This is a genomic window from Streptomyces sp. NPDC096040 (assembly GCF_040303265.1).
In the GTDB taxonomy this organism is placed as follows: Bacteria; Actinomycetota; Actinomycetes; order Streptomycetales; family Streptomycetaceae; genus Streptomyces.
Genome location: NZ_JBEOTA010000037.1, coordinates 1 through 24,100, shown reverse-complemented (window position 1 = coordinate 24,100; position 24,100 = coordinate 1). Strand labels below are relative to the sequence as shown.

General features: G+C 69.3%; 21 protein-coding genes and 3 pseudogenes. 12 read left to right on the top strand and 12 right to left on the bottom strand.

What is annotated here, in order from left to right:
• Positions 1-22: 22 nt before the first annotated feature.
• Positions 23-988 (bottom strand): alpha/beta hydrolase family protein, encoded by a 966-nt coding sequence (locus ABTY98_RS35715; protein WP_352225272.1) that lies wholly within the window; start codon positions 986-988, stop codon positions 23-25.
• Positions 989-1,146: 158 nt separating this feature from the next.
• Between ABTY98_RS35715 and ABTY98_RS35710 the strand changes: the two genes are divergently transcribed.
• The gene (locus ABTY98_RS35710; RefSeq protein ID WP_352225271.1) at positions 1,147-1,743 is read left to right on the top strand and encodes a TetR/AcrR family transcriptional regulator; all 597 of its coding nucleotides are present in this window, start codon (positions 1,147-1,149) and stop codon (positions 1,741-1,743) included.
• Positions 1,744-1,904: 161 nt separating this feature from the next.
• Here ABTY98_RS35710 and ABTY98_RS35705 read toward each other — a convergent pair whose 3' ends face one another.
• Positions 1,905-2,549, bottom strand: a complete 645-nt coding sequence (locus ABTY98_RS35705) for a LuxR C-terminal-related transcriptional regulator (RefSeq protein ID WP_352225270.1) — start codon at positions 2,547-2,549, stop codon at positions 1,905-1,907.
• Positions 2,534-3,856: a sensor histidine kinase gene (locus ABTY98_RS35700; RefSeq protein ID WP_352225269.1), complete on the bottom strand. Its 1,323-nt coding sequence runs from the start codon at positions 3,854-3,856 to the stop codon at positions 2,534-2,536. The genes ABTY98_RS35705 and ABTY98_RS35700 overlap by 16 nt, the downstream gene beginning before the upstream one ends.
• 194 nt (positions 3,857-4,050) lie before the next feature.
• On the opposite strand from ABTY98_RS35700, the gene ABTY98_RS35695 reads away from it, so the two are divergent.
• From ABTY98_RS35695 to ABTY98_RS35685, 3 genes are all read left to right on the top strand, one after another.
• Positions 4,051-5,304 carry a serine hydrolase domain-containing protein gene (locus ABTY98_RS35695; RefSeq protein ID WP_352225268.1) on the top strand — a complete coding sequence of 418 codons (1,254 nt, stop codon included), beginning with the start codon at positions 4,051-4,053 and terminating at the stop codon, positions 5,302-5,304.
• 290 nt (positions 5,305-5,594) lie between these two features.
• On the top strand, positions 5,595-5,732 hold the full coding sequence (locus tag ABTY98_RS35690) for a hypothetical protein (protein ID WP_352225266.1): 138 nt from the start codon (positions 5,595-5,597) through the stop codon (positions 5,730-5,732).
• A 276-nt stretch (positions 5,733-6,008) separates the two neighbouring features.
• Positions 6,009-6,866, top strand: coding sequence for an alpha/beta fold hydrolase (locus ABTY98_RS35685; protein ID WP_352225265.1), 858 nt, complete (start codon positions 6,009-6,011; stop codon positions 6,864-6,866).
• A gap of 243 nt (positions 6,867-7,109) precedes the next feature.
• Here the strand turns inward: ABTY98_RS35685 and ABTY98_RS35680 are convergent, their stop codons facing one another.
• Positions 7,110-7,604 (bottom strand): cupin domain-containing protein, encoded by a 495-nt coding sequence (locus tag ABTY98_RS35680; protein WP_352225264.1) that lies wholly within the window; start codon positions 7,602-7,604, stop codon positions 7,110-7,112.
• Between the two features lie 445 nt (positions 7,605-8,049).
• On the opposite strand from ABTY98_RS35680, the gene ABTY98_RS35675 reads away from it, so the two are divergent.
• Complete coding sequence (locus tag ABTY98_RS35675) at positions 8,050-8,256, top strand: hypothetical protein (protein WP_352225263.1); 207 nt, start codon at positions 8,050-8,052, stop codon at positions 8,254-8,256.
• Positions 8,257-8,556: 300 nt separating this feature from the next.
• On the opposite strand, the gene ABTY98_RS35670 is transcribed toward ABTY98_RS35675, so the two are convergent.
• Positions 8,557-9,438: a helix-turn-helix domain-containing protein gene (locus ABTY98_RS35670; RefSeq protein ID WP_352225261.1), complete on the bottom strand. Its 882-nt coding sequence runs from the start codon at positions 9,436-9,438 to the stop codon at positions 8,557-8,559.
• Positions 9,439-9,692: 254 nt separating this feature from the next.
• On the opposite strand from ABTY98_RS35670, the gene ABTY98_RS35665 reads away from it, so the two are divergent.
• The 5 genes and pseudogenes from ABTY98_RS35665 (at position 9,693) to ABTY98_RS35645 (ending at position 15,160) form a co-directional block, all read left to right on the top strand.
• Positions 9,693-10,736 carry a ketopantoate reductase family protein gene (locus ABTY98_RS35665; protein WP_352225310.1) on the top strand — a complete coding sequence of 348 codons (1,044 nt, stop codon included), beginning with the start codon at positions 9,693-9,695 and terminating at the stop codon, positions 10,734-10,736.
• 303 nt (positions 10,737-11,039) lie between these two features.
• A complete protein-coding gene (locus tag ABTY98_RS35660; RefSeq protein ID WP_352225260.1) occupies positions 11,040-12,023 on the top strand; it encodes an aldo/keto reductase in 984 nt (327 codons plus the stop codon).
• A gap of 217 nt (positions 12,024-12,240) precedes the next feature.
• Positions 12,241-13,083: an MBL fold metallo-hydrolase gene (locus tag ABTY98_RS35655; RefSeq protein ID WP_352225258.1), complete on the top strand. Its 843-nt coding sequence runs from the start codon at positions 12,241-12,243 to the stop codon at positions 13,081-13,083.
• Between the two features lie 174 nt (positions 13,084-13,257).
• A pseudogene (locus ABTY98_RS35650) lies at positions 13,258-13,392 on the top strand (alpha/beta fold hydrolase); the annotation flags it as partial.
• Positions 13,393-13,939: 547 nt separating this feature from the next.
• Complete coding sequence (locus ABTY98_RS35645; protein ID WP_352225256.1) at positions 13,940-15,160, top strand: metallophosphoesterase; 1,221 nt, start codon at positions 13,940-13,942, stop codon at positions 15,158-15,160.
• A gap of 558 nt (positions 15,161-15,718) precedes the next feature.
• On the opposite strand, the gene ABTY98_RS35640 is transcribed toward ABTY98_RS35645, so the two are convergent.
• The 3 genes and pseudogenes from ABTY98_RS35640 to ABTY98_RS35630 form a co-directional block, all read right to left on the bottom strand.
• Entirely contained in the window at positions 15,719-16,207 is a 489-nt protein-coding gene (locus ABTY98_RS35640) for a GNAT family N-acetyltransferase (RefSeq protein ID WP_352225255.1), read from the bottom strand.
• Positions 16,208-16,302: 95 nt separating this feature from the next.
• Positions 16,303-16,440: pseudogene (locus ABTY98_RS35635) on the bottom strand (S-(hydroxymethyl)mycothiol dehydrogenase); the annotation flags it as partial.
• Positions 16,441-16,546: 106 nt separating this feature from the next.
• Entirely contained in the window at positions 16,547-16,816 is a 270-nt protein-coding gene (locus ABTY98_RS35630; protein ID WP_352225254.1) for a hypothetical protein, read from the bottom strand.
• Between the two features lie 293 nt (positions 16,817-17,109).
• On the opposite strand from ABTY98_RS35630, the gene ABTY98_RS35625 reads away from it, so the two are divergent.
• Positions 17,110-17,940 carry a ZIP family metal transporter gene (locus ABTY98_RS35625; RefSeq protein WP_352225253.1) on the top strand — a complete coding sequence of 277 codons (831 nt, stop codon included), beginning with the start codon at positions 17,110-17,112 and terminating at the stop codon, positions 17,938-17,940.
• Positions 17,941-18,472: 532 nt separating this feature from the next.
• Here ABTY98_RS35625 and ABTY98_RS35620 read toward each other — a convergent pair.
• From ABTY98_RS35620 to ABTY98_RS35610, 3 genes and pseudogenes are all read right to left on the bottom strand, one after another.
• Entirely contained in the window at positions 18,473-19,594 is a 1,122-nt protein-coding gene (locus ABTY98_RS35620; RefSeq protein ID WP_352225309.1) for a cytochrome P450, read from the bottom strand.
• A 132-nt stretch (positions 19,595-19,726) separates the two neighbouring features.
• Positions 19,727-21,103, bottom strand: a pseudogene (locus ABTY98_RS35615) (NAD(P)/FAD-dependent oxidoreductase); the annotation flags it as partial.
• Positions 21,100-21,327 (bottom strand): ferredoxin, encoded by a 228-nt coding sequence (locus ABTY98_RS35610; RefSeq protein WP_352225252.1) that lies wholly within the window; start codon positions 21,325-21,327, stop codon positions 21,100-21,102. The gene ABTY98_RS35610 and the pseudogene ABTY98_RS35615, both read right to left, overlap by 4 nt.
• A gap of 365 nt (positions 21,328-21,692) precedes the next feature.
• On the opposite strand from ABTY98_RS35610, the gene ABTY98_RS35605 reads away from it, so the two are divergent.
• Positions 21,693-22,250 (top strand): GNAT family N-acetyltransferase, encoded by a 558-nt coding sequence (locus ABTY98_RS35605; protein ID WP_352225251.1) that lies wholly within the window; start codon positions 21,693-21,695, stop codon positions 22,248-22,250.
• A gap of 21 nt (positions 22,251-22,271) precedes the next feature.
• Here ABTY98_RS35605 and ABTY98_RS35600 read toward each other — a convergent pair whose 3' ends face one another.
• Positions 22,272-23,546: a cytochrome P450 gene (locus ABTY98_RS35600; RefSeq protein WP_352225250.1), complete on the bottom strand. Its 1,275-nt coding sequence runs from the start codon at positions 23,544-23,546 to the stop codon at positions 22,272-22,274.
• Between the last annotated feature and the right edge of the window lie 554 nt (positions 23,547-24,100).

Here is a 24,100-nt window from a genome sequence, read left to right as displayed (position 1 = left end):
GTGGAGACGGTTCCTGCCTGGCTTACTTGGATTCGACTCGCACGAGCAGGTCGGGACCGGCCATCACCGCGTCACACGCCTCCTGCCAGGCGGAGGCTGCGGGGCAGAGCTGGGTGCGGAGGTAGGCCCAGGTGAGCCGCGCTACCGCAGCCACCCGCTCGGGGTTCTCGTCCGTGGTCTCGGCGACGTCGTATCCGGAGATCCCGCCCAGTCCGTGCCCGGCGCCGAGCACGGTGAGCAGGGTCTTGGGTCCGGGGGCGAGAGTGTAGGGATCGGCGTGCCAGTCCGGGCCCATGTCCGTGAAGTGCCGGGAGTCGTCCTTGTCTCCGGCGACGACCAGCGCGGGTGTGGTCATCGTCGAGAAGTCCGTGGTCCGGAAGAACGGCACGTTCGCCGCCCATGGTCCGTTCAGGACATCGCCGCCCCTGCCGGGTGCGGCCAGCAGCACACCCGCCTTGATCCGGGGCTCGAGGAGGTTCACCTCCTGTCCGCCGTCGGGGTCGGTGAGCCGGGCGCCCAGCAGGAGGCAGGCGGTGTGGCCGCCCATCGAGTGTCCGGCAACGGCGACCTTGCCGTGGTCGATGCGCCCGGCGAGTTGCGGCACGGCCGCCTCGATGACGTCGAGCCGGTCGAGGATGTGCGTCATGTCCTCGGCCCGTGAGCGCCAGAACAGGGACGCTCCGGGGGCGGTGGCGGTGTGCAGGTGGCTCAGCGTCCTGGAGCTGAGGTGGGTGGGCTGGATGACGACGAAGCCGTGTGCCGCCCAGAAGTCGGCGAGCGGTGCGTAGCCGTTCAGTGAGGAGAGGTTGTTCGAGGGGCCTTGCCCGTGGGAGAGGAGGATGACGGGCAGGTCGGATCCCGTCACCGGCGCGGAGACGCGCGCCTGAAGGTCCACGGGGCGTCCGGGCACGGACAGCACCAGCGGGCTGAACGAGAGGACGGGAGCGGGCGATCCGAAGACGTCGGACGCGGAGGTTGATCCACTCATGAATGCTTATGTCCCTTCGATGGCGCCTGCTGTCGGCCAGGGACAGGGAGGCGCGCAAAAGCGTCCGGCTTCAGCTATGGTGAGAAGCGGATCGTCGTTCCACTTAAACATACGGAACGCTGTTCCGCTTCGTCAATGGTCATCGGAAGGAGAGCGTGGTGCCCACTGCAGGCCAGCCCGGCCAGGCGTCGGCCCGAAGCAAGCGGGCCGACGCCGTGCGCAACCAGCAGACGCTGCTTGCCGCCGCCGCCGAGGTGTTCGTGACCTCGGGCGTCGATGCGCCGATCCGTGAGATCGCGGCCAGGGCGGGCGTCGGATTGGGCACGATCTACCGCCACTTCCCGACGCGGGCGGATCTCGTCGTCGCCGTCTACCGCCACCAGGTCGAGGCCTGCGCCGAGGCCGGCCCGAGCCTGCTGGCCGGTGCCGACTCCCCGCTCGCGGCACTGCGCCAGTGGATCGACCTCTTCGTCGACTTCCTGGTCACCAAGCACGGACTCGCCAACACGCTGCAGTCGGACAACAGCGGCTTCACCGCGCTGCACACCTACTTCGTCGACCGCCTGGAGCCCGTCTGTGCGCAGTTGCTCGACGCCGCAGCCGACGCCGGGGAAATCAGGCCGGGTACGCAGCCCTATGAGCTGATGCGCGGCATCGGCAATCTCTGCGTCGGGCGTGACGGCGATCCCCGCTACGATCCCCGCCGCTTGATCGACCTGCTGCTCCAGGGACTACGGCGACCGCAGCCATCCTGATGCCGACGACGGTCAACGGCCCCATCGCCACGGCCGGGAGCCGGTGCCCTCCACGACGAACCAACCCAACCGGCTGGCCAGTGCCCCACCGCCCGTCGAGCAGGCCCCCGGCCGTCGTCACGCCGGATGTGGTCACCGACCCGGCGCCTGCGTCCTCACGCTCAGCCCTGGAGGTAGGCGAGCACGGCGAGCACCCTGCGGTTGTCCTTCTCGGACTGCTCCAGGCCGAGTTTGGTGAAGATGTTGTTGCTGTGCTTGCTGACTGCCTTTTCGGAGATGAACATCCGGCCGGCGATGGCCGCGTTGGACCGGCCCTCGGACATCAGGGTGAGCACCTCGCGCTCGCGAGGGGTCAGCGTCTGCAGGGGCGGGTCGGCAGAACGCCGGCCGAGCAGTGCGGTGACCACGTCCGGGTCCATCACCGTGCCACCGGCGGCGACCTGGCGCACCGCGCCGATGAAGTGATCGACGTCCATCACCCGGTCCTTGAGCAGGTAGCCGACGGCGCCGGCCTGGTCGGAGAGGAGCTCGCGGGCGTAGAGCTGCTCGACGTACTGGGACAGCACGAGCACCGGGAGGCCGGGGACGCGCTCGCGGGCCTCGATCGCGGTGCGCAGGCCCTCGTCGGTGAAGGTGGGCGGCAGCCGTACGTCGACCACGGCGATGTCCGGGCGGTGTGCGTCCAGGGCGCGGGCGAGCGAGGGCGCGTCGCGGACCGCGTCGAGCACCTCGTCGCCGTACGCCTGGAAGATCCGCACCAGGCCGTCCCTGAGCAGGGCGAGGTCCTCGGCTATGACAACGCGCATGGCAACGACATCCTCACCTCGGTCGGGCCGCCGCTGGGGCTGTCGACGGCCAGGGCGCCGTCGAAGGCCGCGAGGCGCCTGGCAATGCCGTGCAGTCCGCCGCCGTCGTCGATTGTGGCACCTCCGCGGCCGTCGTCCGCCACCGTCATCTTCAGTTCGCCGGAGGCCCGGCCGGGACCGCGGGTGAACTCGACGGAAATCCGGATCTGCCGGGCCCCGGCGTGCTTGATCGCGTTGGCCAGCGTCTCGGCGATCGCGAAGTAGGCCGCCGACTCCACCGGCGCGGGCAGCCTTCCCGGCAGTCGTACCTCCACCGCGGTGGGCACGGGGTTGGCCAGCGCGAGGGCCTGGACCGCGCCGTCCAGGCCGCGGTCGGCCAGTACCGGCGGGTGGATGCCGCGTACGAGGTCGCGCAATTCCGCCAGCGCGCCGGCGGTGGAAGCGCGGGCCTCGGCGAGCAGCCGGCGGACTGCCTCGGGATCGTCCGCGACGCGCTCGGCGAGGCCCAGGTTCATCCCGAGCGAGACGAGCCGGGCCTGCGCGCCGTCGTGCAGGTCCCGCTCGATCCGCCGCAGTTCGCTGGCACCGGCGTCCACCGCTTCGGCACGCGACTGCGCCAACTGCCCGACTCTAGCCAGCAGTTGAGCTTTGCCGGTCGGGGCGAGCAGTGAGCGCATCAGCCGGGCGTTGAGCCGCGCCAGCGGCTCGGTGGAGAGGTACCAGGCCGCGAGGATGACCGGTCCCGCGAGGGCGACCAGGAGCGTCTGCCCGAGGCCGTGCATGGGGAAGAAACCGAACGGTTCGCGGAACACCTCCGGCGGGGTCACCGCGACCAGCAGCGGGTAGCCGCTGTAGAACACTCCGGCCAGGAACAGCACCAGAGACATGCCGGAAGTGAGCCAGCCGGCCACCGAGTTGGCGAGCAGCCACGCGCAGTCGCGCCAGCTCGCCGGATCGCGCAGCACCGCCTGCAGTTGGGTCAGCCGGTTTCCCGGCGGCGTCGGCAGGTAGGGACGGGCAATGGGCGCCCCGAGCCGCTGTCCGGCCCATCGGCGATGCGGATCAGCGAACCAGCGCACCGCGACCGCGCAGAGCAGGGTCATCGGCAGCCCCAGCCCGAACGGGACCAGCGCCACCGAGGCGATCCACAGGCAGCACAGGACGGCGCCGAGCATCGAGGCGAGCGACAGCAGCAGCGAGTGACCCAGCAACGTGAAGCGGGCCGCCGGCCCGGAGCGCGCGACGGGCGTGCCAGGAGTCACCGGTCCCGAGCCCGCAGCCGCGTGGCACTCGCCCGTTGCGGCCATCCCCACCCACCTCCCTCTCTCGCCTCCAGCGTGGCCGATCATCCCAGCCCCGCACAGTGGAGTTTTCTCCACCCCCGGTGGGCTTTTCCCCACCTCCGAACGGCTCCCCAGCTCCAGTGTCCGCGCAGCTCGCCGAAGGGAGGCTGGTGCCGTCCCGAACAGATGTCAGCCGATGATCCGAGGAGTTTCCTGCCATGACGACCCACACGAGCGCACCGCACCGGTATCGGGTGCCGGCCCTGGCCGTGGCCCTGACCGCTGTGCTCACCGCCTGCGGGGCCGCGTCCGCTGCCCCCACCTCCGCCCGCGGAACCCTGGCCGCCTCCGCGCAGAAGACCGTCGACGCCGGCGCACCGGGAGTGATCGTACGGGTCGACGACGGCCGCCACCCGGCCATCACGATCGCCGACCAGGCCCGCTGGACCATCGCCGGTCACCGGCTGGCGGCGAACGACGAGTTCCGGATGGGCTCCAACACCAAGACCATGGTCGCCACGCTGGTCCTGCAGCTGGTGGCCGAACACCGTCTCGCCCTGACCGACCCGGTCGAGCAGTGGCTGCCCGGCCTCGTCCCGAACGGGCGGGCGATCACCGTGCGCATGCTGCTCAACCACACCAGCGGCCTGTTCAACTACCTCTACGACCCCGCCGTCCTGGCCGCCTACACCGGCCGGGACACCCGCCGGTGGACGCCGGAGGAACTTCTCGCCGCGGGCACCGCCCACCCGCCGCTGTTCGCCCCCGGCAACCGCTTCTCCTACAGCAACACCAACTACATCGCACTCGGCCTGATCCTCCAACGAGCCACCGGCCAGAGCCTCGCCGACCTGATCCAGCAGCGCATCGCCCGGCCGCTGCACCTGCGCCACACCTACCTGCCCAGCAGCCCCGCCGTCGGCCGCCGGCTCGCCCACGGGTACGAACCAGACGCGGCCCACTTGGCCCCCCTGCTCCCGCCGGGCACCCCGCCGAAAACCTCGTTCGCCGGCCCGCACCGGGGCACCGCCGACGTCGACACCACCGCGGTCAACCAGAGCACTCTGTGGGCGGCCGGCGGCGTGGTCTCCACCGCAGCGGACTGGGCCAGGTTCGACACCGCACTGCTCTCGGGCAAGCTGCTGCCCGCTGCCCAGCTTGCCCAGATGCGTACCACCGTCCCGGAGGACCCGACCGCCCCGAACGGCGACGGCTACGGCCTGGGTCTGCGCAAGGTCGTCTTCCCGTGCGGCACGGTCTGGGGCCACGACGGCCAGGCGGCCGGTTACTCGAGTGAGACCTACACCGACCCCACGGGCAAGCGCACGGTCGCCGTCCTCACCAGCACCGTCTTCGACCTCGCCCGTCCCCGGGCGGCCGCAGCCCATCAGACCCTGGTGAACGCCGCCGTCTGCGCCATGCTCGGCAAGCGCCTCCCTACCGGATCCTCGCCGTCGCCGACCGCCCGCTGAGCCCGTCGCAGACGAGCTCCGACCGCCGACACCGGCTTGGTCCGCCGCCGCGCCCTGGACCTGTACGAGGCGATCCCTGCACGCACCACCACCACGAGCGCGCTGTACGAGAGCTGTGGGATGTCTTCGAAGACGATGTCCTGCGTGACGCGGACGCACGGCCAGAAACGCCGCGAGCGCCATCGTGGCCGTGTCGTCCCGGTCGCCAAGGTACTTCAGCGACATTGCCCGGTCGCAAGAAGAAAGCCCTGGCCGCCCTTGAACACTCCCTCCTAACCACGGTCTGGCACATGCTCATCCACAACGCCGAGTACGCCGACCTCGGCGGTGACTACTACGCCAGGCACGATCCGGAATGGGCCATGCGACCGTCTCGCCCGGCAACGCCCTCCTTCACCGTCCGCTTCGATCCCATCGAGGCCGCCTGAACACCCCAGCCGCTACCAGGGCACATCCTTCATTTTCGGACCAGACCCCCTGTGGTGGGTGAACGAGGCGGCGGACTCACTCCAGGTGGGTGTGGGGGATGTCGTGGTGCTGAACGGGTGCGAGTCGGTCCTGGGCGAGGGCGCTCTGGAGGGCAGCGGACTCCAGACCTCTGAGGTGCGATCACTCGGATGGCCCGTGCGCCGAGACGAGCCGACAGGTGTCCGCGACTCTGGGATCCCGGGCGTCGCCTGACGCCCTCGCACCGAAGGAATGGCATGCGAATATCCTGCGAGGCGCGCCGCAACTTGAACATCGTCCGTTGGGGTGCGGCATTTTTGGCGGTATCGGCAACGGCGTCTGTCCTGGCAGCCGTAACGGCGCAGGCCGGTGGTCCGAGCGGTGATCCCGGCAAAGAGAAGCCCACCATCGTGCTCGTACACGGCGCCTTCGCTGACGCGTCGAGCTGGAACGGCGTCGTGGAACGGCTCCAGAAGAACGGCTACACGGTGGCCGCACCGGCAAACCCCCTCCGCGGCATTCCCCAGGACTCGACCTACCTCGCGAGTTTCCTGAAGTCCGTCAAGGGACCGATCGTCCTGGCTGGTCATTCCTATGCCGGAGAGGTGATCTCGCAGGCCGCCGTCGGAAACGACAACGTCAAAGCTCTCGTGTACATCAACGCGATCATGCCCGACGTGGGAGAGTCGTTCTCCAGCCTCTCGGCGAAGTTCGCTCCCCCCGAACTCACCAAGGCTTTGAAGCAGGTACCCTTCCGCAACGGTGACGGCACCACCGGCACGGACGTGTATGTACAGCCGGACAGACTGCACCGGGTCTTCGCCGAGGACCTGCCCACGAGTCAGACCGACATTCTGGCAGCCACACAGCGACCGATCGCGCTGTCGGCGTTCACGGACAAGCTCACCGGCGCCGCATGGCGAAACAAGCCGGTTTACGTCCTTGTCGGCAAGCAGGACCGGGCGATCAACCCGAGCCTGGAGCGATTCGAAGCGAAGCGGGCGAATGCCCGCAAAACAGTGGAGATCGAATCCTCGCACGTGTCCCTTGTCTCCCACCCGCAGGCGGTCAAAAATCTGATCGTCGACGCCGCAGAGGACTACATGTGGAAATAGGGCAACCGCTCGCACTGGCCCCCGGCGCCAAGACCTCGGCGGCGGGTGGCCAGAGCCGCACCCTCATTTCCATGTGACGGCTCCCTTTCCCGCACCACAAGATCTACGGGAGCTTTCGACGAAGCTCCACGGCATCGGCCTGGACGTGGTCACGGGGCAGCGGATTGCGTGATGCCGGGCACGGTCGCCTGTCTCGTAACGGCACCCCACCACCCTCACAGTCAAGTTGATTATCAGTGCATCCTAGTCGTCGAGCATGTCGGTGGTGTTGTACTGGTCGTGCCTGATCCGGAAGGCTTTCAACTCTTCGGGGCTGCGCTGTGAGTACTCCGCCAACTTCTCGAAGTACTCCTCCCTGGGCGCTCCCGGTGTGAAGAGCAGCAGAAACGACACCGGGTCGTCACTGTCGTTCTGGAAGGCGTGGAGACCGCCGGCCGGTACGTAGAGGAAGTCTCCCTCGCCTCCTGTGACCCAGCTTTCGCCGTTGTAGAGCCGGACCTCGCCAGACAGGACGTAGAAGGACTCGGAGATCGTACGGTGAAAGTGTTCCGTGGCGCCCATGGCCTTCGGCCCCATGTCGATCTTGTACAGGCCGAACTCGCCGTTGGTGTTCTCCTGCTTGGCCACGTAGCTGACCTCGTTGCCGCTGGAACCGGTGTCGGGCTGCGGGGATGCAGGTAGGAACAGTGCGCTGACCTGGCCCTTTTCGCCGAAATAGCGGGGTTCGGGGTAGGACATGGCGACTTCCTTTCGGGTCGGCGGTGTAGCACCGCACAGGAGGGGCCTGGGCAGGCGTCATGCCCGACCACGCACCGGACCGCGGAGCCGGTCCGCCGGAGGCTGCGCGCTCCTTCAGCAAACCTTCTTTTTCTGAAGATCGCTCTGTGGAGCCACTCGAACCCCGCAGGGTCCTCAAAAGCCCCTTGAGGTGCGCGCTGGCGCCATCCCCCCGAGCAGCCGACGGCAGCCGGCCGCCGTGGCCGGAAACATGAACCTCGCCGTGCGTGTCCACGCCCAGGACGACCTCGCCCGGAACAGGAGGATCCGCGCTGGAGGAGGAGGTGCTGCGCTGTCTGGTCGTCATGGTGGTTCGCCTCCCGCGTGGTGACGTGCTGGGTGGATGGCACCGGCCTGCTCGGGCGGTCTGAACCGTGATGGCGCCTGATCGTCGGCAAGGCCCCTATTGGGACACGCCCTGTGGCGGGAGATCGACCCCGAGGACCTGGCCCACATCTCGCCGTACCTGACCGAGCACATCAAACGGTTCGGCGAGTACTCCACCCACGAGCTCGGCATCCAGCCCGAGGCGTACAACCCGAAGCTGGACGTGGATTTCACCCCGCTGCGCGAGCAGGACCTGGCCGCGGCCGGCTTCAGCCAGACCGCCTGACCCGCCACGGAAGGGTCAGCATCATGAGAGCCATGGCCGGGACGCGCGAGCTCACCGAAGACGAGGTGAGCGGCTTCGTCAGCGAGCAGGACCGCGATGCCGGGGTGGGCGACGAGTGCGAGGGGGTGCGGTGAGCGTGCCGGGCGCCCGGGGACGGGCCGGTCCCTTCCCCATCCACAACTCCCCATCCACAACGGCCGGCATGCCGGGTATCGCACGCTGCGCACGGAGTGCTCGCCTGGCCGACCCTCGCGGTGCCGGTGATGACGGTCGACTCTGTGATCGTCTGCGCTGTCCTGGTCAGGTGAGGCGCTCGCGGCGGTCGGCTTCCAACTCGTCCTGGGTGGCGGCCCAGGCGGACAGGAGGCGCAGAGCGTCGGCGCTGGGGGTGTTGGGAACGGCTGTGTAGATCACGAGCGTGAGGGCGGGGTCGGAGGCCGGCGACATGGTTTCGCAGTTCAGTTCCAGGTCTCCAACGGCAGGATGGTGGAACTTCTTGGGACTGGTGCGGTGTTGGCGGACGTTGTGGTCGGCCCAGCGCGTCCGGAAGATCTCGCTGCGGGTGGACAGTTCCCCGATGAGGTCGCTGAGGTCCTTGTCGTAGGAATTGCGGGCGGCTTCGCCGCGGAGCATCGCGGCGACGTCGTCGGCGGCCTTGTCCCAGTCGGGGAGGAACACGCGTGCGGCTGGATCGAGGTAGATGAACCTGGCGAGGTTGGCCGGACGGCGCGGGTCGGCAAGCAGGGGTGCGTACAGGGCACGGGCCAGGTGGTTGGTGGCCAGCAGGTCGTGACGGTCGTCGTGGATGAAGGCGGGCGCCTCGCTGATGGCGTCCAGCATGTACTGCAGGTCGGGCCGCCTACGTCTGGCGGGGGCGCGGCGGCGGGTCGCTGCAGCGGCGGGGGCGCGGCGGGCGAGGTCGTACAGGTACTGGCGTTCGGCGTCGTCGAGGTGAAGGGCGCGAGCCACACCGTCCAGGACCCGGTCCGAGGCCCCTGAGAGATTTCCCCGTTCCATTCGCACGTAGTAGTCGACCGAGACCCCGGCCAGCATCGCGACCTCCTCGCGGCGCAGCCCCTTGACCCGCCTGCGGCCGCCGTAGGCGGGCAGTCCGGCCTGCTCGGGGGTGATGCGAGCCCGGCGGGAGACGAGGAACTCCTTGATCTCGGCGCGGTCGTCCATGGTCTTCACGGTAGGCGAGGGTTCCGGGGGGAGGCAGGTACTGGCATTACCTGGAAGATCAGGCACTGCCTCCGGTCTGCGTGACGACGTTCACTGGGTCGGGGATGGCTGTTTCTGGACATCTGGGGCGACCGGTCTCAGGCGGCCACCCCACATCCAACCCTGAGAGAGCGATCATGAAACACACCACTCCGGGAGATCCGGGCGTCTCCCGCTTCGGCCTCGACGCGACGGGCCTGTCGCAGCACGTCGGCGTGCGCTACATCATCATCGGAGCGGGCGCGATCGGCGGAACGATCGGGGCTCGCCTGGCTGAGGCGGGGCGCGAGGTGGTCCTCGTCGCGCGGGGTGCGCACTACGCCGCGATGAAGGCGGACGGGCTGCGCTTCCAGGTCTCGGACGGCGAACACGTCCACCGACTTCCCGTGGTCGAAGGGCCGGACGCACTGGGTGACCTGCGTCCGGACGACGTACTCGTGCTGACCGTCAAGACACAGGACTGCGAGGCCGCACTCGACACCTGGGGCGCGGCGCCTGTGGCGGGCGGCGGCACCGCGGCGGAACGGCTGCCGGTGGTGTGTGCACAGAACGGCGTCGAGAGCAAGTGGATCGCCCTGCGCCGCTTCCGACGCGTCTACGGCGTCGCCGTCTGGATGCCGGCCACCTTCGTGGAACCGGGGGTGGTCTCCGCACCCGGAGCCCCGCTCACCGGCATCCTGCACCTCGGGCGCCACCCCCACGGCGTCGATGACACCGCCCGCCGGATCGCCGCCGACCTGGAGACCGCCCGCTTCGCGGCCCCGGTCGTTGCGGATGTGGCGCGCTGGCAGTACGCCAAACTGCTTGGCAACCTCGCCAACGCGATCAACGCACTGAGCTGGCCGGTCGCCGGGGAGGAGGCGCGACGGCTGTACGCACGGGTGCGGGCGGAGGGCGAGTCGGTGCTCAGGGCCGCCGGGATCCCGTACGCGAGCGCACAAGAACTGCAGGAGACGCACGGCGACAGGGTGCGCTGGGCCGGTGGGGGCGCAGGCTCCTCCTGGCAATCCCTCACGCGTGGCACAGGGACCATCGAGGCCGACTATCTCAACGGCGAGATCGTCCTGCTGGGCCGGCTGCACGGCGTTGCGACCCCGCTCAACGAGCTGCTGCAACGACTCGCCACCACGTTCGCGCGCGAGCGGCGACCGGCCGGATCCCTGCCGGAGGCGGAGCTGCTGCGACTGGCAGGCGAGGCGGTGGCAGCGGCCGGAGACCGGGATGTCACGTTCGGCCAAGGCGATCAGGCGGCGTGTTAGGGCGAGCCGGCACGGTCCTCCGTAGTCACCACGGTGGACGCGGGTCCCGGCGCCCCTCGGGAGGCGACAGGCCGCAAGACGAGGCAGGTACTGGCATTACCGGGAAGACCAGGCACTGCCACAGGCCGACGAAACGACGTTTGCTGGGTGATGCGCCGTTCAGAACGGCCGGCACCACCTGGGACGACCTGCTCCAGGTGAGGCATCTGGGCAGCGACGACCACGAGAGGGCCGCGCTTCGGCGCCGACATCGTCCACCCCGGGCCGCGACAGCCACCACTCCCCGACCACGAAAAGGCGATCATGAAGCACACCACTCTGGGAGACCTCGAAGTCTCCCGCATCGGCCTGGGCACGATGGGCATGTCCTCCTTCTACACCGGCGCAGGCAGCGACGATGCCGAGTCCGTCCGCACCATTCAGCGGGCGGTCGACCTCGGTGTCACGCTGATCGACACAGCCGAGGTCTACGGGCCGTATGCCAACGAGGAACTCGTCGCCAGGGCGCTGACGGGCCGCCGTGACGAGGTCGTCCTCGCGACCAAGTTCGGCATGGTCTCCCACACGAACGCGGACGGCCGCACGGGCGTCCTCGACAGCAGCCCGGCCAACATCCGTGCCGCCGTCGAAGGTTCGCTCAAGCGGCTCGGGACCGACCACATCGACCTGTACTACCAGCACCGCATCGATCCGAACACACCCGTCGAGGACGTGGCGGGCACGGTCGGGGAGCTGGTGCAGGAGGGCAAAGTCCGGTACTTCGGCCTGTCCGAGGCCGGCCCTGAGACGATCCGCCGGGCCCACGCCGTGCACCCGGTGGCCGCGGTCCAGTCGTCGTACTCGCTGTGGAACCGCGAGGTGGAAGCGCGGGTGCTACCCGCGCTGTACGAGCTCGGTATCGGCTTCGTGCCGTACTCTCCGCTCGGCCACGGCTTCCTCACCGGCACACTCCGCTCTCCCGAGCAGTTCGACGACGGCGACTGGCGCCGCACCAGTCCTCGCTTCCAGGGCGAGAACTTCCAGCGCAATCTGGCCCTCGCCGACGAGGTCCGGGCCCTTGCCGACGAGGCCGGCGCCACACCTGCCCAGGTCGCTCTGGCCTGGCTGCTGGCCAAGGGCGAGCACATCGTCCCGATCCCGGGCACCAAGCGGGTCACCCGCGTCGAGGAGAACACCTCCGCCGACGCCCTCGAGCTGACCGTGGAGCAGTTGGCCAAGCTCGACAGCCTGCCCCCGGCGGCCGGCTCCGACGAAAACGAGGAGGCGAGACGGCGGATCGAGCGGTGACGCTCCCCGTCACCCCAGCCGCGGCGGCCGTCCTGCCCGACGACTTCGCGTACCGGCACCACCCGGCCGCGCCGGGTGGAGTGGAGCACCCGTTGAGGCCCGGTTAGTGTGAGGTGAGCGGGAAGTGGGGTCTCAGAACGGCTCCGGCGGCTGCGGCTCACTCCTCGTTCAGGCGGTCCCTCGGGCCGCCGTCAGCCCCGGGAACGAGGGAGTCTCCATGACCGGACTCGCCTACTCCGTGTACGTCGCTCCGTCCAAGCCGGCGGTGTCCGACGATGTCCCGCCGGGCGAGGACCGGCGGATGTGGTCCCCGACGGCTTCGACGCTCATCCACGGCGAGCGCGACGCGGTCCTGGTGGATCCGCTGATGACCGTGGACGAGTCGCGCCGCCTGGCCGATTGGGCGGCCGCGCAGGGCAAGAACGTGACCACGGTCTTCGTCACCCACGCGCACGGCGACCACTTCTTCGGAGCGCCCGCGCTGCTCGACCGCTTCCCGCGGGCCCGGCTGGTCGCCGCGGCGGACGTGGCGGCGCACGCCGGCGCGCAGTGGGACTCCGCCTGGTTCGACGGGTTCTGGCAGCCCCGCTTCCCGGACCAGATCTCCGACCGGCACCTGGTCCCCGAGCCGCTGCCCGACGGTCGGATCGAACTGGAGGGCGAGGAACTGCGCGCGGTCGAGCTGGGCCATACCGACACCGACGGCACGAGCGCCCTGCACGTACCCTCCATCGGACTGGTGGTCGCCGGCGACGCCGTCTACGGCGACGTGCACCTGTACCTCGGCGAGGCGAAGGGAAACGGCGCTCAGGAGTGGTTGCGCGCCCTGGACGTCCTCGAAGGGCTGCAGCCGACCGCCGTGGTGTCCGGCCACAAGCGCGACGGCGACCCGGACAGCCCCGACGACATCGGCCGGACCCGCCGCTACATCGAGGACTTCTCCGCCGCGGCGGAGAAGTCTCACGACCACGCCGACCTCTACGAGACGATGGTCCGCCTGTATCCCGACCGCGTGAACCGCGGTGTCCTGTGGAACTCGGCGAAGATCGCCCTGCCCTGACCACCCACTCGCCTCAATCGCCCCTCCTGATCTAGGTGCGAAAAGGAAGCAAGGTCTCGTGAGACGCCCGTGGTGACTGTTGGTGAAGGCTGCTCTCGCAGAAATGACCCGGTCCAGTACTGCCCCGTCCCCACCGGCGTCGCGGTCTTCCTCCACGACTCCCTGCCCGTCGTCCGGGCCATGGCCGAACGCAACGCCAACATCGTGCGCTGGACCGAGTTCGACCGCGGCGGCCACTTCGCCGCCTTGGAACAACCCCAACTCCTCGTCGGTGACATCCGTACGTTCTTCCGCGAGCTGGCCGCCTGACGCTCTGCCGTCCGTCGCGGCCTGGACGGCGCTGTGGCCCGGCGGCGGGCCCGGCGCCGCAGCTCACCGAAATGCAGCCATCCCTCGTGCCGTACGACGAGCTCACCGTGGAGCACGAGGGCCTCGCTCAGCTCGGCGACGGCGACGGCGACGGCGACGGCGACGGCGATGGCGATGGCGGCGGCGATGTCACAGCCCCTATGAGCGGGGTCCTGGCTGTAGCTGTCCGACCAGGTGGAAGACAGCGTCGACGACAAGTCTGCGGGGTAGGCCGCGTACCGGACATGGTCGAATGGACATGTCGTCCCCCTTCCGGACCCATGGCGGGTCACGTTGCCGGTACCAGGCCGCATCGGGCCGGTTGTAATCGCGAGGGCGCCACAACTGGAAATACTGAGCATTACAGGCACCGTGAGCCGGGGGGCGAACTCGGAGGCCACCTCGCCACATGGGGCTGCCCACCATGAGCACCCCGTCCGTCCGACCGGCCCGGGACGGCCGGATACAGTGCGCGCGACGGCAGCCTGCTTGCTCAAGGAGGGGAAGCGTGACCGACACCAGCGAAACCCGATCCGCCGACAGTGCAGCGCACGCGACTCAGCAGAGCCGACTGCACCGCCTGATGCGCTACCTCCCCCTGATCGCCCCCGTCCTTCTGTGGACCGTGCCCTGCTGGCTGCTGCTGCACACCGGCCAGCACTGGCCGCTCCCTGTCACGCTCGCTGGCACCGCCCTGTTCGCCCTCGGCCTGATCGGTATGCCGCTCGCGATGGTGCGCGGCCACGGCCGACGCCAGCAGGACTGGGCGGCAATCGTCGGAGACACCCTCCTTGGAGCCAGCTGGGTACTGTTCACTTGGTCCGTCCTGCTCGGCGTCCCGCTGCGGCTCGCCCTGACCGTGACCGGCGTCGGCGACGGCCAGGACCGGGCCCGGATCGTCACCTGGGTGGTCCTCGGCGCAGCCGCCGTGCTGCTCACCTGGGGGTACGCCGAGGCCCGCCGGGTACCACGGGTACGCCGCCTGGACGTGCAACTTCCGCGCCTGGGGGCCGGGTTGGACGGCACGCGCGTCGTCCTCATCACCGACACCCACTACGGCCCGCTCGACCGCGCCCGCTGGTCGGCGCGGGTCTGCGAGACGGTCAACACGCTGAAGGCCGACCTGGTCTGCCACACCGGAGACATCGCGGACGGCACGGCCGAACGCCGCCGCGCCCAGGCCGCCCCACTCGGCACCGTGCAGGCCACCCGGGCCCGGGTCTACGTCACCGGCAACCACGAGTACTACAGCGAGGCTCAGGGCTGGGTCGACCTGATGGACGAGCTGGGCTGGGAGCCGCTGCGCAACCGCCATCTGCTGCTCGAACGCGGTGGCGACACCCTCGTGGTCGCCGGCGTGGACGACGTCACGGCCGAGTCCTCCGGCCTCGCCGGCCACGGCGCCCACCTCGCCGGAGCCCTGCACGGCGCCGACCCCGACCACCCCGTCCTGCTCCTGGCCCACCAGCCCAAGTTCGTCGATCGGGCGGCAGCCGGCGGCGTCGACCTCCAGCTCTCCGGCCACACCCACGGCGGCCAGATCTGGCCCTTCCACCACTTGGTCCGCATCGACCAGCCCGCCCTCGCCGGCCTCAGCCGCCACGGCACCCGCACCCTCCTCTACACCAGCCGTGGCACCGGCTTCTGGGGCCCGCCCTTCCGCGTCTTCGCCCCCAGCGAGATCACCCTGCTCGTACTCCGCTCCCCGCAGCGGCCCCCCACGCCGTAGGGCTGGGCGGGCCGGCGGTTCCGCCTGGAGACGCCGCAGTGCGCCGCCGCCCCAAGGAGGGCATCGCACCCCTGACCATCCGGCCGAACGCCGCCGCGGACTCCCCCACCGGCTACGGCCCCAGCGACCCGCAGTCGGCCTACGGCCTGGACTCCGCCGCCTCCGCCGGCGACTCCGGCAGGACCCTCGCCATCGTCGACGCCTACGACGACCCGAACGCCGAGTCGGACCTGGCCAACGCCCACGGCAGTCAGACTCTGATGCCCCTGTCCGGAGCCTCCCGCCGCGGGCCGCACCGACGCCGGTCGACCAACCTCCACGGGGCAGGGGCTGTGACTACTTCCACTTGCGCTGATGGCTGCACTGGCAAGGCACCACCCCCTTCAGCGCTGACGGGAGTGCCGGAGACGAGGGAGTCGCCGGGAGAGTCCGCCGGCGCAGGCGATCCCCCGCCAGGGCAGTGGACGACGGCACACAGGGAGCGCGCGGCCTCCAGCGGCTCCTGCACGCCGGCCACCATGCAGGCGAAGCCGATGCCCTACGAACCGGCACACCGCGTCATTCCGAAGGAATGCGAAACTCCAATTCGGGACGGTCCCACGGCACGGCGGGCGGGTTCGCGAGCGCGGTCCCGGTCCGCACCGCACCGACGCGGTGGTAGAAGTCCTCGGCGGGAACATGCGACACGACCTTGACACGGTCGAGCCCGGCGGCACGCGCCTCGGACTGCATGTGCGCGACGAGCAGCCGTCCAATACCACGCCCTTGCGCTTCGTCAGCGACGAACAGCAGGTCGAGCTCCGGCGGCGCGAGGACGAGTGAGTAGAACCCGAGGACCCGGCCTCCATGCTCGTCGGCGCCGACGGCTACGAAGACGCGGTGGACCTCGATGTAATCAGGACCGACCCGGTAGCCCGCGACTGCGGCTGCGTACTTACCCTCGTAGGCGCCTGAGCCACGCACGAGCCGCGTGAGCCGTTTGGCATCCCCCGCGACGGCCCTCCGTATCGTGATCGGCTGGCTGATCGGAGAAGTGCGTGAACTCATCGGGAGAGTATTTCGCACCCGAGAGTGCCTTCCTGCGGCGGGTCGGCTGCTCGGGCAGGCGTTCCCGCACCGCTCCCGGGAACCGCTCACCCAGGCGGGGACGCGGCAGGGTCGACCTTCGTGCACTGGCCGGCGGCCGCCAGGGTCTTCTCGGCGAAGGCGCCGATGCCCAGCGCCGGGGACAGCTCGGTGCCGTCGGTGAGAGTCATCTTCTGCTTGGCGTTGTGGGTGTCGAGCCGCAGCCGACGTGACATGGATCCGGGCGCCCGCTGGTCGGGCACCCGGACCCATCCTTCGTTGTCAGGGGTTCACGTCACCGGTGGTGGTCAGCGGCCGCCGTCAATCTCCCCAGCCCCAGCCACCGTGGTTGTCGCCCCAGCCACCGTGGCTGTCACCCCAGCCCCAGCCACCGTGGCTGTCACCCCAGCCCCAGCCGCCTTGGTTGTCGCCCCAGCCCCAGCCGCCGTTGTCCTGGTGCGTGGCGGTGACCTCGGCGGGAGCGGCGTTGGTGGCAGCGCTGGCGACACCCGCTCCGGCCGCGAGGGCGAGGATGGGCGCCGAGCAGACAGCAATAGCCACTCTCCTGATACGGGTGGTGTGCGCGCGCATGATGAGCCCCTCTCCGAGGGTGCGATTAAAATTTCCGGCCGGCCTCGACAGGGCCGTCCGCCTGCGCTCGGAGCCTGCGCGTTGCTCCGCGCGCGTCCGCCATACGCGGTGTGCAGGAGGTGTTGCCTCCTATGACTTCATACGCAGATGCCTCTTGCCGGGATTGCATCCGACGGCGCGTCACGCGTAATGACTTCTCCAAGTTTCGCTTGAGCCTGACACCTTCACTTGTTAGGTAAGGCTTTCCTGCCTTACGTTCTGTGCGCTTCCTATGCACGTCAGACCGGAGTCCCATGTCCAGCGGCAACATCGCCCTGCTCGGAGCCATCGCAGGCTTCACCATCTACCTCGGCCTCCCCCTCGGCCGCCTCCGCACGCCCACGCCCCGGCTCAGGGCGGCCCTGAACGCTGTGGCCATCGGCATCCTGATCTTCCTCGTCTGGGATGTGCTGGCCCATGCCTGGGAGCCGGTCGACGAGGCGCTGGGCAAGCACGAGTGGGGCACGGTCGCCTCCGGGGGCGCCACCCTGGTCACGGGCCTGACCATCGGCCTCGCCGGGCTCGTGCACTACGACGGCTGGACCGCCCGCCGTCGCGAGGCTGCCGCTGTCCGGCCCGCCGGCCCCGGCGCCGCTGTCTCCGCCGAGCCGGCGCCGCGCACTCACACCCAGGCGGGCTCGCTCGCCCTGATGATCGCCACCGGCATCGGCCTGCACAACTTCGCCGAGGGCCTCGCCATCGGCAACTCCGCCGCCCAGGGCGAGATCTCCCTCGCCCTCCTGCTGATCATCGGCTTCGGCCTGCACAACGCCACCGAGGGCTTCGGCATCGTCGCCCCGCTGGCCGCCGAGGGCGAACGTCCCTCCTGGCTCACCCTGCTCTGGCTCGGCCTGATCGGCGGCGGCCCCACCTTCCTCGGCACCCTCGTCGGCCAGCACCTGGTCGACGACACCCTGTCCATCGCCTTCCTGGGCCTCGCCGCCGGCTCGATCCTCTACGTCGTCATCGAACTGCTGGCCGTCGCCCGCAAGACCGGCCTCAAGATACTCACCACCTGGTGCATCCTCCTCGGCCTCCTACTCGGCTTCGCCACCGACGGCGTCGTCACAGCCGCGGGCGCCTGAGCCGGAGCCGCATGGCCTGACCAATATCGAGGTCGCCACGACGTCTGACGCGCCGCGCGTCATCGGTACCCCTGGATGCCGTTGCCTAACGCGGCCTTGGTTCGATCATCTCGTCGATCAGCGGCTTTCAGGGGTACAGCCTGGTCGGACGCGGGGGCAGCCGCTCGCGCAGCTTGGACCAGATCGCCGTACCTGCTGGGTAAGGCGGGTCTCACTTCGCCTGCCTCTGATCCAAATGGGTGGCTGCCCAACCGCATGACGTCGGGGGTCATGAGCAGCCGAGCATTCTCGCCTCGTCGAAACAGTGCAGCGCGACGGAAGGCCGAGGCCACCACGCCCGCCGATCACGGACACACCGTCGCCACCCACCACACGCAGAGCCCCCATCGGCATCAGCCGCAGGTGCACAGCGGCTGGGTTGTCCCCGACAGTGGTCAGCAGCGTGACGGCCGGAGGGTAGCGGGTTGCTGTCGAACGCAGAGCCCGCCGGGCCGTCCGCGGCGCGGCCTTGCAACTGCCCTCGGCTGCCGCGTCAACCGTCACCCTGCTTGATGTCCAGATGGATCGGACCCCGAAGAACGGGACTGGGCCGGTACGGCGGCGGGTCGGCGACCAGTCTGGGGCGGTCGAGCCGGCGTACCAGCCCGGTCAGCGCGATCTGGGTTTCCCGCCGGGCCAGCGGGCCGCCGAAGCACAGGTGTATGCCGCTGCCGAAGCCGAGGTGTTGGTTGTCGCGCCGGTCGGGGTCGAAGCGGTCCGGTTCGTGGAAGCGCTTCGGATCGCGGCTGCCTGAGGCCAGCATGAGCATGATCTGCGAGCCCCGGGGGATGACGGTGTCGGCGACGGTGATGTCGCTGTACGCCACCCGCCAGGGAATGATCTGCACGGGGGGCTCGTAGCGCAGCAGTTCCTCGACCAGCGGTACGACGAGGTCCGGTTCGTCGCGCAGTCGCTGCAGCACCTGCGGGTGGCGCAGGAGCGTCAGCATGCCGTTGGTGATGAGGTTGACGATGGTCTCATTGCCGGCGATTAGGAGCAGTTTGGCGGTGGCGACGATTTCGGCGTCGGCCATCCGACCGTCGGGCCCGTCGTCGTTGGCCAGCCGTGCCAGGAGGCCGTCTCCCGGCCGGCCGTGGCGCTGTTCCACCAGCTCGACGAGGCACTGGAGCAAGTCCTTGCGGGCCTGTACGCCCTTGTCCAGTCTCTCCTTCGGGTCGGTCTCGGGGTTGCAGTCGACCGAGTTCATGATGTCGTGCACCCAGAGGTGGAACCTCGGCTCGTCCTCGCGTGGCACGCCGAGCAAGTGACAGATCACGGTTACCGGGAACGGCAAGGCGAAATCGTCGACGACGTCGATCTGCTCCCTGCCCGCCACATCGTCGACCAGGCTGCCGACGGCGGCGGTCAGGAAGCCTTCAAGTCCGGTCACCAGCCCAGGGGTGTGCGGGGGTCCGAAGTGACGCGTCGCCATACGCCGTAGGCGATCGTGCTCGGGCGAGTCCATGTGGATGAACGACGACGGAGCCCCTCCCTCGGCCGAGGGCATCGGACCCGACAGATTGCGCACGTCGGAACTCAGATGCGGGTCATTGAGTATGTCCGTGATCTCGCGATAGGTACTGATGACGTAGCTGCCGTCGTCCTGCCGAGCCACCGGCGTCTCGCGCAACTCGGCATACAGCGGGTAGGGGTCGGCCCGGGCGGAGTAGTCGAAGATCCTTTGCAGCGTGCCGGGCGTCCCGGTCGTGGTCGTCCGGCCTTCCTCCTGCCGAGGCTGGTGCACGGCCGTGACGCGGCGCTCACCCCTGCCATGGCCTGTGACGACCACCGTGGCGCCCTGCGCGAGCAGGGCGGGGCCGGGGAAGTCGACGGGCACCGGTTTCATGTCGGCCGGCTGGTCCGGCGTGGGGCAGGGGGGCGGGAAAGGTGCGGCCCTCTCGATCAACCGTCGGTAGTGGTCCAGCCACTTGCCGTTGTTGAAGCTCACGGCAGCCGTGACGCGGCCCCGATAGCCATATGCGGTGACAAAACGGTGGTCGTCCAGCGATCCCTGGGTGAGGACCACCTCGTCGGCGAAGGTCGGCACGCCGACGGACTTGATGTTGACGCCGAACTGGATCGACCAGAACAGCGGGATGGACAGGTGGGGCCGGCGGTCCGCCTCGGCGCTGACCATGTTGTGGGCCGCGACCTCGGCCTGCTCCACGGCGTTGGCCCAGTGCTCCAGTGCGATGAGCCGGTAGTCGTAGAGGGGGTTCGGGCAACGTGCCACGTCTCCCGCGGCGAAGACGTCGTCGGTGACGCGGCCCTTGATATCGAGGGCGCGGCAACCCGTGTCACAGGTGATTCCCCACACACCCGCCGCCAGTCCCGACTCCCGCAGCCACTCGGTGTTGCGGATGCTCCCGAGTGCCACCACCGCCACTTCGGCGTCGACCGTACTGCCGTCGTCGAAGTGGGCACGGCGAAACCGTCCCTGCGCGTCGCCCTCCAGCCGGGCGACCTTGACACCGCACCGCAGCTCGACACCATGAGCGCGCTGCATGTCGGCCGCCACCTCGCCGATCATGGCGCCGAGCGCCCCGACCAGCGGGGCCGGCGCGAGTTCGGCGACGGTCACCGGGATGTCCCGCTCACGGCAGACGGAGGCGATCTCGGATCCCGTGAATCCTGCACCGATGACCAGCACTCGGGAGGGCCCGGCGGCGAGGGCACGCTGCAGGCTCTCGGCGTGCTCGCGCGTACGTACGACGAACACTCCGTCCAGGGCCGCCTCGGACTCGATGAACCACGGCCGGGCCCGCACCCCGGTGGAGATCAGCACCCGGTCGAAGGGAACCTCGCGGCCGTCGGCGAGACACACATGGTTCGTCGCGAGGTCCAGCCCGCTGGCGGGCACGCCCAGCAGCCACTTCGCGTCGATGTCACGACGGCGGGGCAAAGTGGTGTCCGCGGTCGGCACCCACCCGGTCAGTACTTGCTTGGACAGGGGAGGCCGGTCGTAGGGGTCACCCAACTCGTCACCGATCATGGTCAACGATCCGGTGAAACCCTCGTCTCGCAGAGCCTCCGCGGCCCGCAGCCCCGCCAGCGAAGCCCCGACGACCACGATGCGGCCATCACGCTTGAACGCACGCAGGTTGTCGTTGTCGGCACCGGTCATGAGGGCGACGCCTCCGCCGGTGCGTGACGCGCCTCCAGCCGGTCGACCACGATCGCCTGGACCGGGCAGGCCGCCGCGGCGCGTAGCACCTGGTCGCGCTGGGTGTCGTCGGGGTTCGGGTCGTACATGAGCGCTTCCTCACCGTGCATCCGGAACGCCTCCGGAGCCAGGAACGCGCACTGCGCATACCCCACACATCGGGAGAGATCAACGACAACTTTCACCCCGACCTCCACAGGGAGTGGGAGCTGCTGACCTTCAAGCCGGCGCCACTCCGGCGCGCAACGAGGGAGGACCCGGCCGCTGCCCACCCCTGCGAATAGGACGTATCCCTGGTTGCGGCTGCATTTTGGTCACGTAAGTGGCGCTCTTTTGGTTTTCCGCTTCGACGGAAAACCGTATGGCACGGTGCGCCGCAATACCGTCAGAGAATCAGCGTAACAGCGGCACCGTACCGGCGAGTGCAGCGTTGATCGACTAGATGGCCGCAGGCCAGAGGCCCCCAGCCCTTCACTTCTTCGGCTGCCGGGGGCACTCGTCTCGGTGTGCCTCTCCGTCTCGCGCGCACAGCAGCGTGATCAAATAAGGTATGGCATCGTCCTGGACTGGTAATCGGGTACGCCTACGCGCTATCGAGCCCGACGACTGGACAGCGTTCATGCGCTTCGCCGACGATGACGGGCGGCGAGGGAGCCGGCTGGATCTGCCGCGGTCCGCCGAGAGCTACCGTGCCTGGGCGAAGGAGCAGGCCGTTGCCAAGTGCGATGACGACCGCTTCCGGTTGGCAGTCGAAGCGACGGCCACGGCAGAGCTGGTTGGCACAGTCGGCTCGCATCGCACCGGCCCCCGTTCAGGCTGGTTCGAGTTGGATGTCGCGATCGGCGCTGACCACCGGCGCAAGGGCTACGCGGCAGAGGCCGTAGTGCTGCTGCTGCGCTTCATGTTTGCCGAGCGGCGCTATCACAAATGCCTAGCAGCGATCTTCGCCCACAACGAGGCGTCGCTGGCACTTTTTCGTCGGCTCGGCTTCACCGAGGAGGGGCGCTTGCGGGAACACGTTTTCTTCGCCGGCCGGCACCACGACCTCGTCATGATGGGCATGCTGGCCAACGAGTTCGACCAGCGGCACACGATGAGCGAACCATGAGGTGGCCGTCCGGGACTGCCCTCAGCCGCGCAAGGTGGCGCGCAGGCGAAGGCCGACAGTTGTGAGACCTTCGAGGGTGGTGACCTGGTAGCTGGGTTCCGGTCCGGGCGGCTCGCTCAAGTGGTAGCAGCGCGCGATCTGCGCAGTCAGGAGCGTCAGCATCGCCATGGCCAGAGCGGCTCCCTCGCAGCCGTGCGGCCCGGTACCGAAAGAGAGGAAGGCCCCGGGTTTCGCCGGCGAGCCCGAATCATCGAGCCAGCGCTCGGGCTGGAACTGGTCCGGCTCGGAATATTCCCGTGCGTCACGGTGGGCGGTGTAAGGGCAGACCAGAACGGTGGACCCGGCGTCGATGGTGTAGTCGGCGAGCTGAGTCTGTCGCGGGGCGCGCCGGGTCAGTAGCCAGCTCGGGGGGTACAGCCGGAGCACCTCACTTACCAGTGCCTGGGTGTATTGCAGGCTGCCGAGGTGGGTGCTGGTCGTCGCGGCCGGGTCCGCCGGCAGCGAGGCGGCTTCGGCCGCGACGCGGCCCGCTGCCTGGGGATGCCGGGCGAGGTGGAGCAGGATCCATCCGGCTGCCCGGGTGGGGGTCTCGAAGGTGGCGACGGTGATTCCGGGGAGCGTGTCGAGGATGGCCTCTTCCGGCAGTAGGCCGTAGTGGGGGGAGGGCTGGAGCATCTGTCCCAGCGTGTCGTCACCGAGCCGGCCCGATGAACGACGCCGGCGGATGATGGGCCGCAAAGCGTCGGTGAAGGCGACTTGCTGCCGTGTGCGGAACCGCCGTGCCGGTGTGGGGATCCAGCGCGGCCATTCCCAACGCGAGGGGCGTACGAGCACCTCCCGGGCCAGGAAGAGCTGTGCGGCATAGGGCAGCAGGGTGGGAGCGTCTTCGGAGAAGAGGTAGCTCACACCGACCTCTGCCAGGGCGTGCCGGACCGGGGGCAGAATCTCGACGTCCTGGCCCGTGGGCCACTGGCCGGCGAATCGAGCGGTCTGGGACGCGATCTCACCGATCCGGGCTGCGACCGCCTGCGCACGTAGTCCGCGCATGCGGGCGGCGTGAGCGTGTGCACGCTCCTCGGGTGTCGGTGCTCCGCTCGACCGCTTCAGCGGCGGGAAGAGAGGCGAGGACGCCTTGGGGAAGTCCTGCGCGCGGCGCAGGACTGCTTCACACGGCCCGGCCGCAGCGGCTACGTAGACGCCCGGCTCCAGCTGCCAGACGTCCCCACACTCTTCGGCGCCACGGCGCGCCATTGCCAGCCGGTCACGGCTCCAGGCCGCGAAGCTGCCTTCGGGCAACCGCGGCGGCTCATTCCTTCGGCCCATGAGATCGTCCCTGGCTCTCGTACCTGTCCAGGCCGATGTCGTCGGCAGCGTTGCTGGTAACTGGCGGGCCCCCAGGGGGTGCCCGCCAGCAGTTCGGTCAGTCCTATTCGTCGCCGGCGTACGCACTCCATTCGTGGGCCCCGTACGCACCGTAGTTGCGCGTGAAGGACAGCTTGCTGAGCAGCTTGGCGATCACGATGCACTCCTCTCGCCCGTCTTCAGCGTCAAAAGCCACACATGACATATTGCCACATACGGCATATCTACGGTATACGGGATATTCAGGTCGCCGGTCGCACGCACTCACCGCTGATCACCGCATGGTGCAACCCACCTTGCGGGCTCTGCGATCACGGTGGAGGGTCGGCGTGTGTGGCGAAGCAGGTGACAAGACCGGTCAGGAATCGAGAAGCCCCGGCCACCGAGCAGCCCCTAGTGTGATGCGCCGCAAATTGCGAGGGTAATTAAGTGCCTATTCTGGGGCCGTGTCTGGTGGGTTGATCTTGGTGAGGTAGTCGGCGAGGGAC

Excerpts from the sequence above, each read along its gene's own strand:
- ABTY98_RS35715 (WP_352225272.1), bottom strand. The coding sequence starts at position 988 with ATGAGTGGATCAACCTCCGCGTCCGACGTCTTCGGATCGCCCGCTCCC.
- ABTY98_RS35705 (WP_352225270.1), bottom strand. The coding sequence starts at position 2,549 with ATGCGCGTTGTCATAGCCGAGGACCTCGCCCTGCTCAGGGACGGCCTG.
- ABTY98_RS35700 (WP_352225269.1), bottom strand. The coding sequence starts at position 3,856 with ATGGCCGCAACGGGCGAGTGCCACGCGGCTGCGGGCTCGGGACCGGTG.
- ABTY98_RS35695 (WP_352225268.1), top strand. The coding sequence starts at position 4,051 with ATGACGACCCACACGAGCGCACCGCACCGGTATCGGGTGCCGGCCCTG.
- ABTY98_RS35690 (WP_352225266.1), top strand. The coding sequence starts at position 5,595 with ATGCTCATCCACAACGCCGAGTACGCCGACCTCGGCGGTGACTACTAC.
- ABTY98_RS35685 (WP_352225265.1), top strand. The coding sequence starts at position 6,009 with ATGCGAATATCCTGCGAGGCGCGCCGCAACTTGAACATCGTCCGTTGG.
- ABTY98_RS35680 (WP_352225264.1), bottom strand. The coding sequence starts at position 7,604 with ATGTCCTACCCCGAACCCCGCTATTTCGGCGAAAAGGGCCAGGTCAGC.
- ABTY98_RS35670 (WP_352225261.1), bottom strand. The coding sequence starts at position 9,438 with ATGGACGACCGCGCCGAGATCAAGGAGTTCCTCGTCTCCCGCCGGGCT.
- ABTY98_RS35660 (WP_352225260.1), top strand. The coding sequence starts at position 11,040 with ATGAAGCACACCACTCTGGGAGACCTCGAAGTCTCCCGCATCGGCCTG.
- ABTY98_RS35655 (WP_352225258.1), top strand. The coding sequence starts at position 12,241 with ATGACCGGACTCGCCTACTCCGTGTACGTCGCTCCGTCCAAGCCGGCG.
- ABTY98_RS35640 (WP_352225255.1), bottom strand. The coding sequence starts at position 16,207 with ATGAGTTCACGCACTTCTCCGATCAGCCAGCCGATCACGATACGGAGG.
- ABTY98_RS35630 (WP_352225254.1), bottom strand. The coding sequence starts at position 16,816 with ATGCGCGCGCACACCACCCGTATCAGGAGAGTGGCTATTGCTGTCTGC.
- ABTY98_RS35625 (WP_352225253.1), top strand. The coding sequence starts at position 17,110 with ATGTCCAGCGGCAACATCGCCCTGCTCGGAGCCATCGCAGGCTTCACC.
- ABTY98_RS35605 (WP_352225251.1), top strand. The coding sequence starts at position 21,693 with ATGGCATCGTCCTGGACTGGTAATCGGGTACGCCTACGCGCTATCGAG.